At 51.3% G+C, this 15,015-nt stretch carries 15 protein-coding genes; 7 read left to right on the top strand and 8 right to left on the bottom strand.

Going from position 1 to position 15,015, the window contains the following annotated elements; all coding sequences use genetic code 11:
• Positions 1-236: 236 nt before the first annotated feature.
• The 5 genes from AAX04_RS10805 (at position 237) to AAX04_RS12195 (ending at position 5,859) form a co-directional block, all read left to right on the top strand.
• Entirely contained in the window at positions 237-1,523 is a 1,287-nt protein-coding gene (locus AAX04_RS10805) for a tyrosine-type recombinase/integrase (protein WP_066798157.1), read from the top strand.
• Positions 1,524-1,579: 56 nt separating this feature from the next.
• Positions 1,580-2,410 carry a hypothetical protein gene (locus AAX04_RS10800; RefSeq protein ID WP_066798156.1) on the top strand — a complete coding sequence of 277 codons (831 nt, stop codon included), beginning with the start codon at positions 1,580-1,582 and terminating at the stop codon, positions 2,408-2,410.
• 253 nt (positions 2,411-2,663) lie between these two features.
• Positions 2,664-3,020 (top strand): hypothetical protein, encoded by a 357-nt coding sequence (locus AAX04_RS10795; protein ID WP_066798155.1) that lies wholly within the window; start codon positions 2,664-2,666, stop codon positions 3,018-3,020.
• Between the two features lie 128 nt (positions 3,021-3,148).
• The gene (locus tag AAX04_RS10790) at positions 3,149-3,502 is read left to right on the top strand and encodes a hypothetical protein (RefSeq protein WP_066798153.1); all 354 of its coding nucleotides are present in this window, start codon (positions 3,149-3,151) and stop codon (positions 3,500-3,502) included.
• 149 nt (positions 3,503-3,651) lie between these two features.
• Positions 3,652-5,859: a hypothetical protein gene (locus AAX04_RS12195; RefSeq protein WP_066798151.1), complete on the top strand. Its 2,208-nt coding sequence runs from the start codon at positions 3,652-3,654 to the stop codon at positions 5,857-5,859.
• 49 nt (positions 5,860-5,908) lie between these two features.
• Here the strand turns inward: AAX04_RS12195 and AAX04_RS10780 are convergent, their stop codons facing one another.
• Positions 5,909-7,087 (bottom strand): hypothetical protein, encoded by a 1,179-nt coding sequence (locus AAX04_RS10780; protein ID WP_066798149.1) that lies wholly within the window; start codon positions 7,085-7,087, stop codon positions 5,909-5,911.
• Positions 7,077-7,247 carry a hypothetical protein gene (locus AAX04_RS12030; protein ID WP_156519825.1) on the bottom strand — a complete coding sequence of 57 codons (171 nt, stop codon included), beginning with the start codon at positions 7,245-7,247 and terminating at the stop codon, positions 7,077-7,079. The genes AAX04_RS10780 and AAX04_RS12030 overlap by 11 nt, the downstream gene beginning before the upstream one ends.
• A 95-nt stretch (positions 7,248-7,342) precedes the next feature.
• Here AAX04_RS12030 and AAX04_RS10775 point away from each other — a divergent pair, with 95 nt between their 5' ends.
• Positions 7,343-7,522, top strand: coding sequence for a hypothetical protein (locus AAX04_RS10775; protein WP_066798147.1), 180 nt, complete (start codon positions 7,343-7,345; stop codon positions 7,520-7,522).
• A 116-nt stretch (positions 7,523-7,638) separates the two neighbouring features.
• On the opposite strand, the gene AAX04_RS10770 is transcribed toward AAX04_RS10775, so the two are convergent.
• The 6 genes from AAX04_RS10770 to AAX04_RS10750 form a co-directional block, all read right to left on the bottom strand.
• Positions 7,639-7,884: a hypothetical protein gene (locus tag AAX04_RS10770; RefSeq protein WP_066798145.1), complete on the bottom strand. Its 246-nt coding sequence runs from the start codon at positions 7,882-7,884 to the stop codon at positions 7,639-7,641.
• Between the two features lie 3 nt (positions 7,885-7,887).
• Positions 7,888-8,676 carry a hypothetical protein gene (locus AAX04_RS10765; protein ID WP_066798141.1) on the bottom strand — a complete coding sequence of 263 codons (789 nt, stop codon included), beginning with the start codon at positions 8,674-8,676 and terminating at the stop codon, positions 7,888-7,890.
• 511 nt (positions 8,677-9,187) lie between these two features.
• The gene (locus AAX04_RS10760) at positions 9,188-9,979 is read right to left on the bottom strand and encodes a hypothetical protein (RefSeq protein WP_156519824.1); all 792 of its coding nucleotides are present in this window, start codon (positions 9,977-9,979) and stop codon (positions 9,188-9,190) included.
• Positions 9,972-13,127, bottom strand: coding sequence for a DUF5906 domain-containing protein (locus tag AAX04_RS10755; protein WP_156519823.1), 3,156 nt, complete (start codon positions 13,125-13,127; stop codon positions 9,972-9,974). Before AAX04_RS10755 ends, AAX04_RS10760 begins: the two co-directional genes overlap by 8 nt.
• The gene (locus AAX04_RS12025) at positions 13,120-13,443 is read right to left on the bottom strand and encodes a hypothetical protein (protein ID WP_156519822.1); all 324 of its coding nucleotides are present in this window, start codon (positions 13,441-13,443) and stop codon (positions 13,120-13,122) included. The genes AAX04_RS10755 and AAX04_RS12025 overlap by 8 nt, the downstream gene beginning before the upstream one ends.
• Before the next feature lie 60 nt (positions 13,444-13,503).
• Positions 13,504-13,821, bottom strand: coding sequence for a hypothetical protein (locus tag AAX04_RS10750; RefSeq protein WP_066798137.1), 318 nt, complete (start codon positions 13,819-13,821; stop codon positions 13,504-13,506).
• A gap of 191 nt (positions 13,822-14,012) precedes the next feature.
• Here AAX04_RS10750 and AAX04_RS10745 point away from each other — a divergent pair, with 191 nt between their 5' ends.
• A complete protein-coding gene (locus AAX04_RS10745) occupies positions 14,013-14,879 on the top strand; it encodes a hypothetical protein (protein WP_066798136.1) in 867 nt (288 codons plus the stop codon).
• Positions 14,880-15,015 lie beyond the last annotated feature (136 nt).

Below are 15,015 nucleotides of genomic sequence, written 5' to 3'. Positions count from 1 at the left end.
TTGAGGTGGAATTAATGGTTACGGTTGATGTGGGGTTAAAAACATGCAGGGTTGAATGTTGTTGTTACGTTGTGGTGGTCTCCTAAGCCGTAGGTCGTGGGTTCAAATCCCACCGGGCCCGCCAGGGAATGAGCCCCAGAGTCATTCCTTTCATTCAACCCCAACCCACCTTGTTACATTTCAATATGGTTCCTGTTACGGAAGGCATATATATCCCTCTGTAGTAACAGCTACAAATGGTTGACTGCGAGCTCATTAACATCGGTAACATCAGCAATGAGGAGCGTGTTAAGGTAATCAACTACGTTATGGAGAACAAGGGTATCCGTGCCAAGGACTTGGGCGTGACCATCAACCTAATCAGCATGATTAGGTCGGGTAAGCGCAGGGTCACAGAGGACTTACTCTGCCGTGCCTTGAGCTTCCTCAGTACCGAGGAATTAGCCAGGCTACTCGGCCAAGTACCTGAACTTGAGCCAGCCACTGTGAATGACATTGTGCGTGTTATCGCCCGTGCCAGGGCTGACGCAGGCTTCAGGGAACTGCTGTTGAGCTACCTGGATAGGTACCTTGGTGAGTACGTTAGGTCAATGGGCACCAGGTGGGTTGTGGCTGAGCAGGACGTTGAGGAGTTCGTTAAGGCCAAGCGCCTGAAGGGCCTTAAGGAGAAGACAATCCACGACCACGTTCATTACCTACGCCTAGCACTCAGTGAGCTTAACTGGACGCTTGAACCTGAGGGAATCAGGGAGTTCCTAGCTGGATTGGCCGATGAGAGTGAGGAGCATGTGCTGAGGCACGTCACGGTGGCCTTGAAGTCATTCCTCAAGACCGTGCTGAAGCCAAAAGACCCAGCCCTATTCAGGCTACTCTACGACTCATTTACCGTTTATAAGCCCAAGGCAAGCAACCGTATTGCTCTACCCAGCCTCGAACAGCTTAGGGCAATTTGGCGTCAGTTGCCGAGCATTGAGGCTAAGTTCTACTTTGCATTGTTGGCTGAGACTGGGTTGAGGCCTGGTGAACCCTTCACCCTAAGCATAAGCGACCTTGACCTTGAACACGGAATGCTCCATATTGGCAAAGTCACTGAGACTAAGAGGGCATTCATCGCATTCCTACGCCCAGAGTTCCTCAGGTGGGTTAGGGAGGTTTACCTACCCCACAGGGTTGATTGGGTTGAGAGGCTTAGTAAAGGCTGGCTCGCCAGCGGCTGGTTCACACCTGACGTAGTCGAGAAGGCCAAGCAGAAGCTCATACCCTTTGAGCAATCCAGGCTTAGGAGGGAGATTAAGGAGGCGGCTAAACAGGTTCTCAACCGTGACCTTGAACTCTACGAACTCCGCAAGTTCTACGCCACATGGATGATTAGCCAAGGCGTCCCAGAGAGCATTGTTAATACGCTTCAAGGCCGTGCCCCACCCAGTGAATTCCGCATACTGGTTGAACACTACTGGTCACCGAGGCATGAGGAACTTAGGCAATGGTATTTGCGGTATGCGCCACGCATCTGCTGCCTATAGGCAAAGGGGGAAGCTAATTAATAAGTGGCGTAGTATTCTTCTGGCGGTTGGCTGCTATGGGTGTTGGGGTGGGTGTTGCTGGTGGTGGTTCAAGTGGTGGTTCAGGTGGGGTTAAGGGGGCTGGGCCTAGGGGTAGGAGGCGCAGTGGCCTAACCCCGCTTGACGTCCACATTGTGGACTGTAGGTACTGCCAAGAGGGTTGCTGTGGGGGTAAGACCATTGCCGTCCCAAGTGACTTATACGACCGGCTCAAGTTGATTAGGGATGCGCTTGAGGAGTACCAGGGTGTAAAGGGTAAGCTGGCGATGTGCCGTGTAATCAACATGCTTGGTGATGTCCTTTGCCAATATCTCGGCTATCTGCCTAGGAGGCCTGTCAGGGTTAAGGATGTTGAGAGGTTGATTAGCCGTGACGTATTGTACAAGGCAAGGTACATGGTGACTAGGCTCAAGGATGCGCCTGACCCTAGAACAGCCTGGCTATTCGTTGAGTTGGCCATCCAATCGTGGTTCAACAACATGCATCGTGTGCTTAATGTTCAACCTAGGGGCTCTTGGGTTGACTACGCACAAGACCTGCTCAGCGACCTTGGTGTGCCATGGGGCATGCGGTTCAACTTCGCATGGGTCTTGGCCAACCTACTTAGGAGTGAACTCACGGAGATTGAGTATAAGCCTGGTGCAAGGGTGGAGGTGTTGGCGGTTCGCCTCAAGTGTCCATGCGGGGCATTGCCTGACGTTGTGCCAACCAGCCTTCCAGCCCCTGCCGTGTTGGTTAGGCTCTGGCGTTACTTGAATTGCCTAGGTGTTAGGGGGCTTGATGACTACTGGAGGCTTATTGCTAGGCTCAGGGAGGGCGGCGGAAAGTGCAGGGAGTTGGTGAGTTAGGGGGCCAAGATGGCTACATCCCCATTCTCAACGTGGCCACGGGTAGGTTTTATAAACAACGGTGTAGGGTGGGGCTCAATCAGAGGAGGGGCATGGTAATCATCCATCTTGCATCCTTTGCCCCACCCCTCTATTAATTAATAGAATTACAGCGGGGGCAATGTAAGTGGCACAGTGGCACGCTAGCCACTGTAACCACTGTGGCACCGTGGCACTGTGTCAGGCTTATCAACCCCAGCCTTGCCTAACACCCGTGGCTAAGAGGATGCTTAGGGTTAGGGTTTCGGCTGAGCTTTGGAGGGCTACCCACATTGAGGCCCTCAACAAGGGAGTCAACGTTGGGGTTGTGGTTGAGGATGCCCTCAAGCTATACTTCGCATTGGCCCAAGACAAGGTGGGCATAGTACCCAAGCCTGGCGCCTCCTTGGACTTGGTGACAATTAAGCCCAGTATTGCCACGCAATGTGGGCAGGCCACGACCTCCCCTCCAGTGGCAGTCAAGGAGCCTGCGGTTCAACCACAGCCAGCCGTCGTTGTTGATGCGGATGCCCCAAGTTTCGTTAAGGGTAACCCGTGGATTGAGATTCTCTCAAGGCGGAATGGTGGTTGATAGTCACGGCTTGGTTAGCAAGCCTCATTGAGGCTGGTGCGGCTTCACTATTCGAAGTCCGCCACGTCTAGGCCTTTGCCACCTGAAGGGGTTATTAACCTGGCTTGGTTTTGCCAGTGGGGAGAGGTATGGAGGAAGAAACACTCTCTTTTGCCCAGGAATCAACTGTGGGGCCTATAAGCCTATCGGTTGATCTCTACGTTGACTTGGGTGCAATATCAGGCAACCAATACACAGCAAGCGCCGCCGTTGAGAGGGCTCTTGACGTCTTGACGGAGGCGAGGAACGGCCTTGTGTTGAGGGGTAAGGTGATTGGTGGGGGATACATTGTGTACATTAATGCGTACGATAAGACAACAATCCACATTAGGATCAATGTAATGGATGGCGTCTGCATGGAGTGCGTTGCGAGGAGGATGCTTGAGGCTGTTGCGAAGGCAATCAACGCAAGGCTTGAGGACGTGATTGTAGCCACCTACTAGCCCCCCGAAAAACCCCCAAGGGGTCAAAACAGGCCCCTTTTTTGCCACCACCCTAAGCCGCATTGTAATTGGCTCGCTGATAGCCAGGTTATTCACATAGCCACCAGAAGGGCTTATTTAACCTGACTGGGAATTGAAAAACGACCACAATGAGGCGGCTAGAGGCACTAGCATTCGGGATTGTGCTAACAGCAGTCATAATAGCCGGGATTATAAACGCACAGTGGTACGGTGGAGGATGGTGGGTTCAGGTAACCGTCAACGGGCCGAGCAACGTCGAGGTTAAGTTGACTGACATATATGGCCACACTGCGACGGTTCCAGGCGGCTGGGCTGGGGCACTTGGGCCAATCTACGGCTGGTGGGATAGGATATATGCAAGCATTGTGAGTGGGCCGAGTGGCTGTTCAGTAAGCCCAAGCAATGTAGTAGTCTATGAGTGGGCGCCATTTGCATCGTTTTCAATAACATGCCAATCAACCACTACTACCACAGCAACACTACCGCCAACAACGACCACGGCACCGCCAACAGTCACAATAACCAAGACCTCAACAACCACAGTGACGAGCACATTAACCACAACCTTGACGGCGACTAGTACTGTTACAACAACGGCGACCTTAACCACGACGGCCACGGTTACTTCAACGACAACCGTAACATCCCCAGTGACCGTTACCGCCACAACCACTGTAACAAGCCCAATCATTGTTAGGAAGGTTAACAATGGGTGGGTAACCATACTGTTAGCCATCATTACGAACCTATCCAACGGATTCCACTGGTTGGCCAGCAGGTTCACCTTCAAGCCGATTACACAGGTTCAGGCTGATTATTACGTCCCCATCCTTGAGTGGGGTTGGAATTATAACTTTGGGACTAGGGTTTTCGTACTGCCCAATGGCGTTGCCGTGGCTTATAACGGCACCACAACTGTCACGGCAACGATTGTGAATGGGACTACGACAACGGTAACCACAGTGACCCTCACTGGTAATAACACAGTGTACTGGGCCGTGATTGTGCTTGGGCACCCAGTCGAGTGGACACTCCACGATTCATACAACTACCACGTGAATGGGAATGGGAATGCAACAGGCGTCTTCTACATTAGTGGTGTGACGGATATATTGAGCCTAACGGCACCTGAATCATGCACGGTTTACCCGAGTAAGAGTGTTACCGTGATTGCAGGCACTGGCAACTCAACCTTCATTATCGAATGCCCACCATCAGCAGTAACAAGTAGCACATCAACTGCAACGGGCACTAGCACAAGCACTGGTACTGGCACTGGCACAAGCCCACCACCAACGACTACAACCGTGAACCAGGGTTGGGAGCTCCTCATAAGCGTGAATGACCCGTGGACTAGCGTCGAGTACAGTATTAATGATGAGTTTGGGAATGGGTTGATTGGGAGTGGGCCGTTGAGGGATTACCCATTTCACACATACCCATACAGTGTAAGCCAGGTAACACTAACGGCAAGCATTATTAACGAGCCCAGTGGTTGGAAGTGCAGTATCGCACCATCAACGACTGTTGTTAGCCAGCCTAGTAATCCACTGGAGCCGGCGAGTGTAACCTTCACGGTGTCCTGCATTACCACGACATCTACAACCACCCCAACGAGCACGCCTACCCCGACTCCAACACCCACTAGCACGCCGACATCTACGCCGCCACCCACTACAACGCCAACGAGTACTAGTACCACATCAAGCCCACCGCCCACGGCTGTCACGACAACCAACACTGTGTCCACACCACTGCCAACAATAACGAATGGTGTTGTTGTACAGTGTGTGGGTGGGTCGGTGCCAGTGGGGCAGGCTTACGCCTTCGAGTGTTGGGCTGAGTGGGCTAGCGCCACTGTAACGACGCTGACAGCGACTGCTAGCCCAATTGGATACGGGGTGACGGAATCCATCTCATTAACAGGGACTAGCGCCGCTGGGCAGTACGTTCAGACGTGGGGTATAACTGGCACATGCCCACCCCACTTCGAGCCAACTGTAACCTACTATGGAGGCAATATCAACTGGAATGGCTTCAGTACACAATCCACGACGACATGGTACGTGACAGTTGAGGCTTGGTGCGTTAACCCACGTTACGACTTCGCCTTCTTCACAAGGTGGAGCCCACCTGAACTGCCCATCGACTGGTTGCTAGCCAGGGGAGGTACCAACACGTTAGCCCCACTGGAGCCGCTTTACCTTGAAGCCTGGAATGAGTATGTTAATGCCTGGCTCAGTGAGAATGGGTTCGCCTTGGACTTCCTAATACTCCTAGCCCTAGTAATGCCAATCCTAGCCAAGCCAGCGTCAAGGAGGATTAGGTTAATTTAACACAATCCTCAAAAACAATCCCTTTTTCAAAATAATCCTTTTTGAAACCCTAGGGTTTTAGGGGTAGCCACTTGCCCCCAGGCCCACAGTAGTACTGCCAGTTACCGCCAATCGGCTTGGTAACGTTAATGATCCCAACCTGGTAGCCGTAAGTCCACTCCCAGGGCATGTAGCATGGTGCTGGCTCACCGTACTGTGCAGTACTCCTAACCCAAGCCCAGTACTGTGCACCCAGGAATGTCATATTCATAATGTAGCTGTTGGGCGTCCCTGGCTTAACCCTGATTACTTGGACTAGGCAGAGGCCAGGTGGGTTAGCCATCATTTGGATTGCGCTGCCCGACATCTGCCATGGCCAAGCCATAATCATGAGGTATGTCCCATTATTCAAGTACCTGAATGCCCAGTCTGAGAAGCCAGGATGCGTGTAAGCTGTGGCAACCACAGTGTACCCACTCCATGGGTAGCCTGTAATATTCACCGCCCACGCATCACCGAGGGCTGCTGAGGAGATCATGAATGATTGTGGATTAATCCAAACTAACCCTGGTGGGTAGAATTGGTACTCATTAACACCAGTCTTTGGGAACGTGTAAACTAGTATTGGGTACGTGTAATCATTGTAGTTGCTACCTGTGGCCTGTTGTATGAGGCTTGCTGGTGCAATCCAGGCGCCCACAATGGTGATGCTGGCGTTAGGGAAGATCCACATTGTTGCTAGGCAGTAGCCTAGGGGTAGGCTTAGGTTTGCTAGGGTTAGCATGCTTAGGCTGTAGTCAGTCCTCATCCAGGTTATTGTATCGTTGAGGTTGGTGATGTTGAGGGGTGGGAGTACACTGGCGTTCTCAATCACGGTTGTTGTCACGGTTAGAGTGTAGGGTGGGATTGTTGTTACACTCGTGCTTGTTACAGTGGTCGTGTGGTTCACTGTGGTTGTTGTGGGTACTATGATTATCCTTGTGATAGTTGTATTCGAGACTACTGTTGTTGTAGTTGGCATAATAATTGTCGTAGTCATTGTCACCACCTTACCATTCACAGTTGTAGTGTAGGTTACGGTCTTGGTGATGTTGATTGGTATTGTTACCGTGGTACTGTTCACTACTGTCACAGTCTTGAGGTGGGTTAGGCCAGGTATTGGTGTGAGGTAGCCTACCACAGCACCCAAACCAAGGCCAATCACAATGCCCAACACCACCCATGAGGCAATGTACCTGTCAATGTACATCCCCACCACCTTGGAGTACTACTATGATGCCAGCTACCCTAGCCCTATTGAACCTTGCAAGTACCCTGCCCCCCTCATCCCTCTTATTCACGTATATCCTAACCTCCCCCCTCCTAGTCACTATGACACGCCCCCTGAACACTACAGTTACACCCGACATAATATACATAATCCAACCGAATTTAAAAGCCTTTTCGGTTGCAAAGGTGAGGCACCGACACAGGCTTATTACCCAGGCCACGCCTAATACACGCTATGCCGACGAGGGTTCCGAGGGAGCCCGAGGAACAAGCCAAGGAGGGGGCTAAGAGGCAAAGGCACAACCCATGGTGGTACATTGTGGCCGCAGTACTGACACTGTTCATACCAGGAGGCTTTGCAGCATCAATAGTACTAGTGGTAGTAGCCGTAATAGTGTGGCGTACGTCCAAGTGAAGCCCCTTCACAACCCCCCGATTCAAAAACGGGGCCGCAAGGCCCCATGTTTTTGAGTAATGCTTATTAACCCTGGGATTGGGGTTGTTTTGACACAACCCTCGGGCCCTCGTCGGCTAGCCTAACGTAACCTCAACCACGTGTGCCTTGTTTATGTAGTGAACCCTCCCATCGACATTGACCTTAAGCCAAAACTTCCTAGCCTCCGTGAGCATGCCCTTGAGGACAGTCCCATTCACAAGTGTGATTGAGACAACGTGGCCAACGTACTCTTCAGAGAAATCCGAGTGCTTAACTGGCCTTGGTGGCCTGGCTGCGGGCTTAGCGGCAGGCTTGGGTTGCAAGTGCGTGTTGTTGGGCATACTTCACCCACCTTTCGCACCCTTATTAACAATACTGTCGATTAATGAGCCTGTTTCCATTATCACAAATTCAAGAGGGACGTCAAGTGTAGCCACCACTTTGAGCAAACCCTTTAGGAGCCTGCGGAATTCAGCACGGTAGTCAATTGCCGTGCTTGGCCTGAGGAAGCCACCCCAAAGGCAACTCCCAGCAGTATCATCATCAACAATCATGAAGGCTGGTTGACCCCTCTCCTCAAGCACCCTGTTCACGTCAAGGCTTGTGATGGCTACAAGTAGGAGGGGCTTCTCAATGAGGAATACCCTACGCATGCCGTTACGAAACTTCCACATGCAGTCAAGGGAATCAGTGGCAATGACTGCAGTGCCCTCAGTGACCGAGGCTGGGATGGCGTCAACTGCGCTTGCCTTGTCAACAATCTGCACTGGGACTTCAACATGCCTTACCTTGCTCATATGCTCCAACAGGGTATTCTTAAAGAACCTCAACTCCTCAAGGCCTTCACTCATAGTACCGTATAGGTTAGCTGTGAATACACAGTCTAGTTCAGCCTTCCTCACTAATACCCACGAGACATTACCAAGCCACTTGGGCAATGCCCTTGACTCAACAAGGCCGATGGGTGCGATTGGGTTTCTAACCATAACCACGTGGAGTGGGTAGCCAAGGTGCTGCATGTGGCGTAGGCAGAAGATTGAGTCGGTTAGTATTGGCACATGGCCCTCGTGAACCCCCTTCTCAACTAGGTCAACTGCCTCCTGCACCTCGAGTCCAGTTTTAGGCCACTCCACGGGGGTTTAAACGCAATTGAATTTATAAGCCTTTCCGGTGGTTTTGAATGTGGAAAACAATTGCAACCCGCGCTTGTATAACTATTAATAGTATTCTGGGGGACTGGGATTGGGTGGGTTGCCTTATAAGCCGAGGGATGACTCCGACTCCAGTGGGGGAATGAGGCTGCGGGTGATATGGCTAAATAGGTTCTTTACTTTTAACTAATCCCTATGGGGGTGTGTACTCTCTTGGTCTAATATCAATGGGGAGGCGACTTAGTTTAAATCTGCGCACGCAGTTGGGTTAGGAGGGTGTGGGGTGGTTTGGGGTTTTTGGCAGCCGCTAGTGCACTGAGTTTGGGGTAACTGGCAAACTAGTCCACACCCTCCATACCCATTCTTCTCGCCTAGGAATTGAATGATACATACTCTATATAGGCAATGGCGTCTTGCCTAGGGTTGCGTGTGGGTTTAAGTGTTGGCCAGTGGTGTGTAATTCTATAATTAACTAGTAAGCGTGGGTACTGGGTTACTTGGCCAGCGCCACAACATCCCCATTAATCCTAACCAATCCAGCCTCAGCAAGCTCCTCCACAACACAACGCACTAGTCTTGGTATGCTGGCTTCACTGTACATCCAGTAGAGGTACTTTACTATCCACATGTAGTCATTCCTCAAGTCCACTGCCATTGTGGCAATCTTGGCGCTTCCCTTCTCCTCCAGGTACTTGAGGGTTTGCTTCACAGCCCATTCGAAGCCTATGTAGGTTGGCCCGCATTTATTCTCAAGTTTCTCAACAATACTGCTCACATCAATCCTGGCTTCGCTGGCCCCACTATCACTTGCCCCTGCTTGGATCACTGGGCACCTGAAGCCTAGGCCAGCCTTCCTCAGGGTCACAACCCCAGGTATTTTGCATGATGTGTCGCATGGTGTGAACTCAATTATCGGCTCCCCCCTGACCTTAACCATTGCCAATGCCTTGAGTACCCTCTCAACTGTCGCCCTAAACCTGGCGAAGCCTGTGTCATTGATGTTGAGCTCCCCGATACCGTACCTTGCAACAACGTCACGTAGGCACTCGGCGCCGTTAAGCCTCAGCCCGCCCCTAGCCGCCTGTATTAGGTCAATTACCAGCCTCAATTCACCCACACTGTTGACTATGCGGCGCTGTGGCAGTCCCTGGAGTTGCGCCCCCTGGGTCTCGAGGTAGGTCATTATTGCGTTGATTAAACATGCCGCATCCCTGTCATTTAGCATCACATCCCCAATGCGTTTAATAATGAACCCGCATTGGACATTAGTACTAACCCTAAGCATCGGTAACCACCCCCTTCTCCTTCAGCACATCAATGACAATCTTAATGAACTCACGGGCATCATCCTCAAGTTCCGCATCACTATACCCTGCCTCCTTTAGTCTATCAGCAATCGTCCCCTCATAGAGTTCGGTGAGCTTGTCGGCATCGACCTCGCCTTCGCCTGCGATGTAGTTAATCATACCCTCGACAATGTCTTTGTAATCCGCATTAGGCCACATTGCCTTGAGCCTGTTATTAGCCTCCTCTGCGGTTGACCTCAAAAGCTCATCCACGTTCACTGGCTCCTGTGCCTTAGGCTCAGGTGGCTTGCCTAGGACTTGCCCAGTGGCCTCGGGCTTCTGGCTTGATTCAGGGTTAGCCCCATCCCCACTAGTATTACTATTATTATTATTACTTACCCCCAGGGCCACCTTAAACCACGGTGGGAGTGCGCCTGAGCCACTGCCAACCCTACCTATCGCATCCTCCCACGCCGCCTTGTCAACCCTGTAGCCCTTGATGTAGTGGATGCCCTTAACAGTGACCATTGGCATCCCCAGTTCACGCATCCTCCTGGTGAAGACTGCAGGGGCCACTGGGTCTAGGTTCAGCCTCTCTGTGTACTCCCTGTAGAGGTCGTACAGTGGTGTAGCATCCCCCTCCTCACTCTTATGGGTTGTGGGAATCCTACCCTCAGGGTCTTCAACTAGGGCATTGTTCTTAAATAACCATACGAGGAACTTGAAGACCTCGTCGAAGTGCAGCAGCCATATTGTACGGTTCCTAACGGCGAGCTCCAGGTCACTCTCAGGGTCGCCCGTGAACCTGAATTCCCTCTCCTTGACACGCCTAAAAGCCGCAATTGACAGGGCCAGGATTGATGGTGCCTCGTCCATCAGTGTGAGTTCGAAGTCCTCAATGGGCTTGCTGAACCTACCCTCGAATTGAATTATCAAGAATCTCTTCCAAAATGCCAGGTCAGCCTCATTCTCACTACTGATGCGTGGTGGCTTGTTGGCAGAGTAGATGAACTTCGCATAGGGTCTGTAGTTGAATTGGTCGTGGTACTTCCTCTCGATTAGTATTGTATCCCTACCCGTCATTACCTTGATTAAGCCCGTGTCCTTGATGGCCTTCATTGGTAGGTCGGAGTAAACGTTAGCCAGCTTGAGGAATAGTGGCCATTTGGCAAACCGCTTGTCATCGTCAGCCAAGTCCTGGAGCGGTACTGTACTATAGTTCTCACGGCCAAGCAACCTTATGATGAGCATTATGTAGGTTGACTTACCCGTGTTCCCCAAATTGGCATGCTCCTCCTCATCCAGCAGTAGTATAACCCTCTTAATCGGCCTTGGGTATAGTACTGCCCCAATCACCTCGAAGAGTACCCTCCAGTTGCCGCCAACCCACTCTTTGAAAGCCGCCAGCGTTTTGGGTGCGTACTTCATGGCCAGTTCCTCAGTTAGCTCGGGTGCCTTAGCGGCCTCTTCGAGTGCCTGTAGGTTGAGCTCATGAGGGATGGCGTTCATTATGAGCATGTCTGGCTTAACTTCACTCAGGGGTATCACCCTCCCCTCAACCCAATCATACACGACATTCTTGAAGGCAATGTACCTGAATTCGGCGTCAGTAATGTCAACGGTCGTCTCGTCCTCAAGCAACTCTAGGGTATTCTTTTTAAGACTGGTGTACCCGTAACGTTTGTATAGCCCCGATAACTCGTAAAGCAGTTCGATAGTGGCCTCGATATCTGGTAAGCAAGGCCTGTAGTAGGTTCCATCCCAGCAGCGGAAGCCACCCACTTCAACATTACTATAAGTTATGTACCTCACATTCCTCAGTATCCGTTGAACCCCATCCGCAAGCATTAACGCAGCAAGCCCCTTAGTCATCTTCTTCTTCTTCATCTTCGCCTTGATACTATTCACAACATTGAGGAGTTCATCACCGTGGGTAAGCCGCAACTTCTCATCCCTCACAATACCACGAACCTCCTTTATCCTCTTCTCAGCCTCCTCCTCAGAGAGGCCGCCCTTGACCAACAGTTCTTTTACCTTATTTGAACCAGTTATCTTGATGACTTCCTCTTTCTCATACTTCTCCTCAAGCTCCTTGTAGTATGCGTCGCCAAGCTTAGGGGGGTCAACACCAGTAGCCTGCTTGATGCCCTCGAAGTCAATAGGGAGGCCCAGCTTTACAAATGTGTAGACTATGGTGCTTATTCTCTCCTTGAGGGGGTCTTCATCATTAGTCTTGTCGTGAAGCTCCTTAAGTATCATCGCAACACTCACTGAGTCGACTCCCAACCTACCCAGCCAACCGGCAATTGCTAACGCGTATTCCTGCCTCTTGCCAGGCTTATAGCCGTCAATGAGCGCTCCAGCAATCTTAATGACCGTGCCGCCACCTAGGCGAATGAGCATAGCCTCGGCGGGCTTGGTTGGTGTGGTAATGCCCACGGCAGTGGCGTTAGCATTGGTTCCCTCTGCCTTAGGCCTTAGTGCATCTATAAGCCTCTTGACTTCATCACAGGTTAATTTAACCCCGGCACCAACGTTCAGTATATCAACCCTCATCCATTTGCCATCGGTAAACCTCACAGGCTCATAGAATACCCCCGATGGATGCCTCCCGAATATTACCTCATAATTATTAACCATGACCTCAATGACTTCCCCCCTGACTGTGGAAGCCGGTATGCAACTCACCGGCACCCTGGCGGCAATGTACATCCCGCGCCTCAATGCGCTTAATGGCGCCTCCTCCCCAGTCACCACATTCCTACATTTACAATCCTCACCCGGTGCAGTGCATTCGCACTTAACCTTGCCCTTCGGCCTAGGCCCAGTTAAACCGCAGAGTGAACCTGGCCCACAAAGTTTGAGGGGCCAATCGCTCCCAAAGGCCTGTTCAAGTATCTTGAAGCCGTCATCTGGGTCATCAATGTCGAGGATTATGACGCCCTCATTCTCATTAATCTTCCCACCAACTACTGCGATGCCTGCAGCCTTCCTCAATGCATTGAACACCTTCTCCTCCGGTATTGGCTCATTCCAACCCTTGACCCGTGGCTTCTTATCGGCATCAACCGGTACAATACGGAACCCCAAGTCCATTAGTAGCTTAGCCGCATCCTTGAGGTTGAGGTTGGCTGTTGCATCACCCATGCCCATCACCTTCGAAAGGCCTTACCCTCAATGTGACGGTGCCATTGACTAAACCCCTTACATGCCAGGGTAAAGGTACGACCAAGGCTGTTTTCTTTTTAGTTCGAAGAGTTGCGATGAACGAATATCTGTCATTGACAATGACCTCAACGTGTTGCCCAGCCCATTGCCTTGCGATAATTGAGCAGCCATGGTTCAAGGCCAGTGGAATATACACATGTGAAACACCGTGGACTTTCCCCTGCAGGACTAGCCAGCCCTTGTCCCAACATTTACCACCCGTAATGCTTAAATACCCAGGCTCAGTTATCACCATGGGCCATCACCTCGCTTGGCCCGCGGGAATGCCTTGAATGGTGACGAGCGCAAACCCCCATCACCCCAAACCACCCCTCCTCTCTTCCTCAATGACTAATGTGGCATCTAGTTCACTTGTCCTGCTTCTTATGGCTTCCCATGTTGGCGCCATCCTTGTGGGTAGGAAAAATGCAATATAAGGTACATCATGTTGCCTTAGCAGCGTCACCCTGACCCTTGCTGATACGTTAGCGAATTCAAGGGTGGCTTCCCGCCCAAGGTACCTACTGAGTTCTCTGATTGCCCTCTGCTCGTTTACAATAGCTAGGTAGTTTCTCCCACTCCTCCATAACCTTATCGTTATGGGGATTCGAGTTTGGACTACCACACTCTGCATAGAAACACCGTTCGCATGCCCCCTTATAAAGGTAACCTTGCCTTGCGAATGCGAATGTTAAGTGACGCTGATGTGGGTGAGGGTTGGTTCGCATAATCAATGGTGAGATGCGAAATTGATGTGAATTCTCAACCAGGGGTTCATGGTTCTAATGCGAAAGCTTTATAAGCATGTACAACGCTTCTGTGGTTATGGCGGTAGTACCACGATTCAACAAGTATCTATTCCCAACGGTTGAGTGCGTGATAATCCACCACGGTCGACTGCGTGGGGAGCCTGTGCCAGTCTACGACTTGATTAGCTGCATGAGGGAGCAGGGTTACAAGGGGATGAGGAATATTTACGCTGGGCTTAATGCCGCCATCCAAGATGGGTACGTCACTAATGTGAACAGTGGTGATGAGAGGAGGCCCCTCTACGCACCAACGCTCTTGGGTGCCGTGGACACAGGAATCTACATGGCGGTTGTCAACATCCTGTATAGGGGGGTTACGCCCAGCCCTGAGTCTGCCAGGATATTCATATCTACAATGAGGAGTGTCGTCTTCTGGACTGCAGTGAGGAGGTTCTTCTACAAAGTGGCTGTTGCCACAGTGCTAAGGAGGCTTGGGGTAATCATTGCCAGGAATGCACCCCCTGACCTTGAATTCTACCTACGGGTGGCTGACGAGTACGATTACCATACAGGCGATGCTATTGATTATTCTATAATAATTAAAGCGCTAACTGGGGGTGAGGTCAAGGGCTTGCCAAAGTACCGACTCGCCAACATCATTATTGACACGTATCGTAAAACCTCCTACATAGTTCAAGAGATCCTATCCTACACAAGCATTTTTGCACATTGCGATGTCGTGTCGCTTAGGAATGAGGTTGTGAACTACCTTCGTGAGTTGATTGGGGAGGGCCAGGAGAAGCAGGCGTTAATCAGCGAGCTCATGAAGACTCTCGATGAGGTTGTGGAGCGTGCCAGGAGGGCGACAATCCCACTGGCCTACAGGTTCGCTCGTGGCCAACTAACCGTAACCAATAATGTTACAAGTGTAGATGCTACTTGAACAATTCTATTGAGGTGGAATTAATGGTTACGGTTGATGTGGGGTTAAAAACATGCAGGGTTGAATGTTGTTGTTACGTTGTGGTGGTCTCCTAAGCCGTAGGTCGTGGGTTCAAATCCCACCGGGCCCGCCAGGG

The organism is Caldivirga sp. MU80 (genome assembly GCF_001663375.1).
Classification (GTDB): domain Archaea; phylum Thermoproteota; class Thermoprotei; order Thermoproteales; family Thermocladiaceae; genus Caldivirga.
Note: the sequence above shows the minus strand (reverse complement) of the source record. Positions and strands in the feature narration are given on the sequence as shown.

Bases quoted from the DNA above. Each gene is read 5' to 3' on its own strand.
- AAX04_RS10805 (WP_066798157.1), top strand. From the start codon at position 237: ATGGTTGACTGCGAGCTCATTAACATCGGTAACATCAGCAATGAGGAG.
- AAX04_RS10800 (WP_066798156.1), top strand. From the start codon at position 1,580: ATGGGTGTTGGGGTGGGTGTTGCTGGTGGTGGTTCAAGTGGTGGTTCA.
- AAX04_RS10790 (WP_066798153.1), top strand. From the start codon at position 3,149: ATGGAGGAAGAAACACTCTCTTTTGCCCAGGAATCAACTGTGGGGCCT.
- AAX04_RS12195 (WP_066798151.1), top strand. From the start codon at position 3,652: ATGAGGCGGCTAGAGGCACTAGCATTCGGGATTGTGCTAACAGCAGTC.
- AAX04_RS10780 (WP_066798149.1), bottom strand. From the start codon at position 7,087: ATGTACATTGACAGGTACATTGCCTCATGGGTGGTGTTGGGCATTGTG.
- AAX04_RS12030 (WP_156519825.1), bottom strand. From the start codon at position 7,247: ATGTCGGGTGTAACTGTAGTGTTCAGGGGGCGTGTCATAGTGACTAGG.
- AAX04_RS10775 (WP_066798147.1), top strand. From the start codon at position 7,343: ATGCCGACGAGGGTTCCGAGGGAGCCCGAGGAACAAGCCAAGGAGGGG.
- AAX04_RS10770 (WP_066798145.1), bottom strand. From the start codon at position 7,884: ATGCCCAACAACACGCACTTGCAACCCAAGCCTGCCGCTAAGCCCGCA.
- AAX04_RS10760 (WP_156519824.1), bottom strand. From the start codon at position 9,979: ATGCTTAGGGTTAGTACTAATGTCCAATGCGGGTTCATTATTAAACGC.
- AAX04_RS10755 (WP_156519823.1), bottom strand. From the start codon at position 13,127: ATGGGTGATGCAACAGCCAACCTCAACCTCAAGGATGCGGCTAAGCTA.
- AAX04_RS12025 (WP_156519822.1), bottom strand. From the start codon at position 13,443: ATGGTGATAACTGAGCCTGGGTATTTAAGCATTACGGGTGGTAAATGT.
- AAX04_RS10750 (WP_066798137.1), bottom strand. From the start codon at position 13,821: ATGCAGAGTGTGGTAGTCCAAACTCGAATCCCCATAACGATAAGGTTA.
- AAX04_RS10745 (WP_066798136.1), top strand. From the start codon at position 14,013: ATGGCGGTAGTACCACGATTCAACAAGTATCTATTCCCAACGGTTGAG.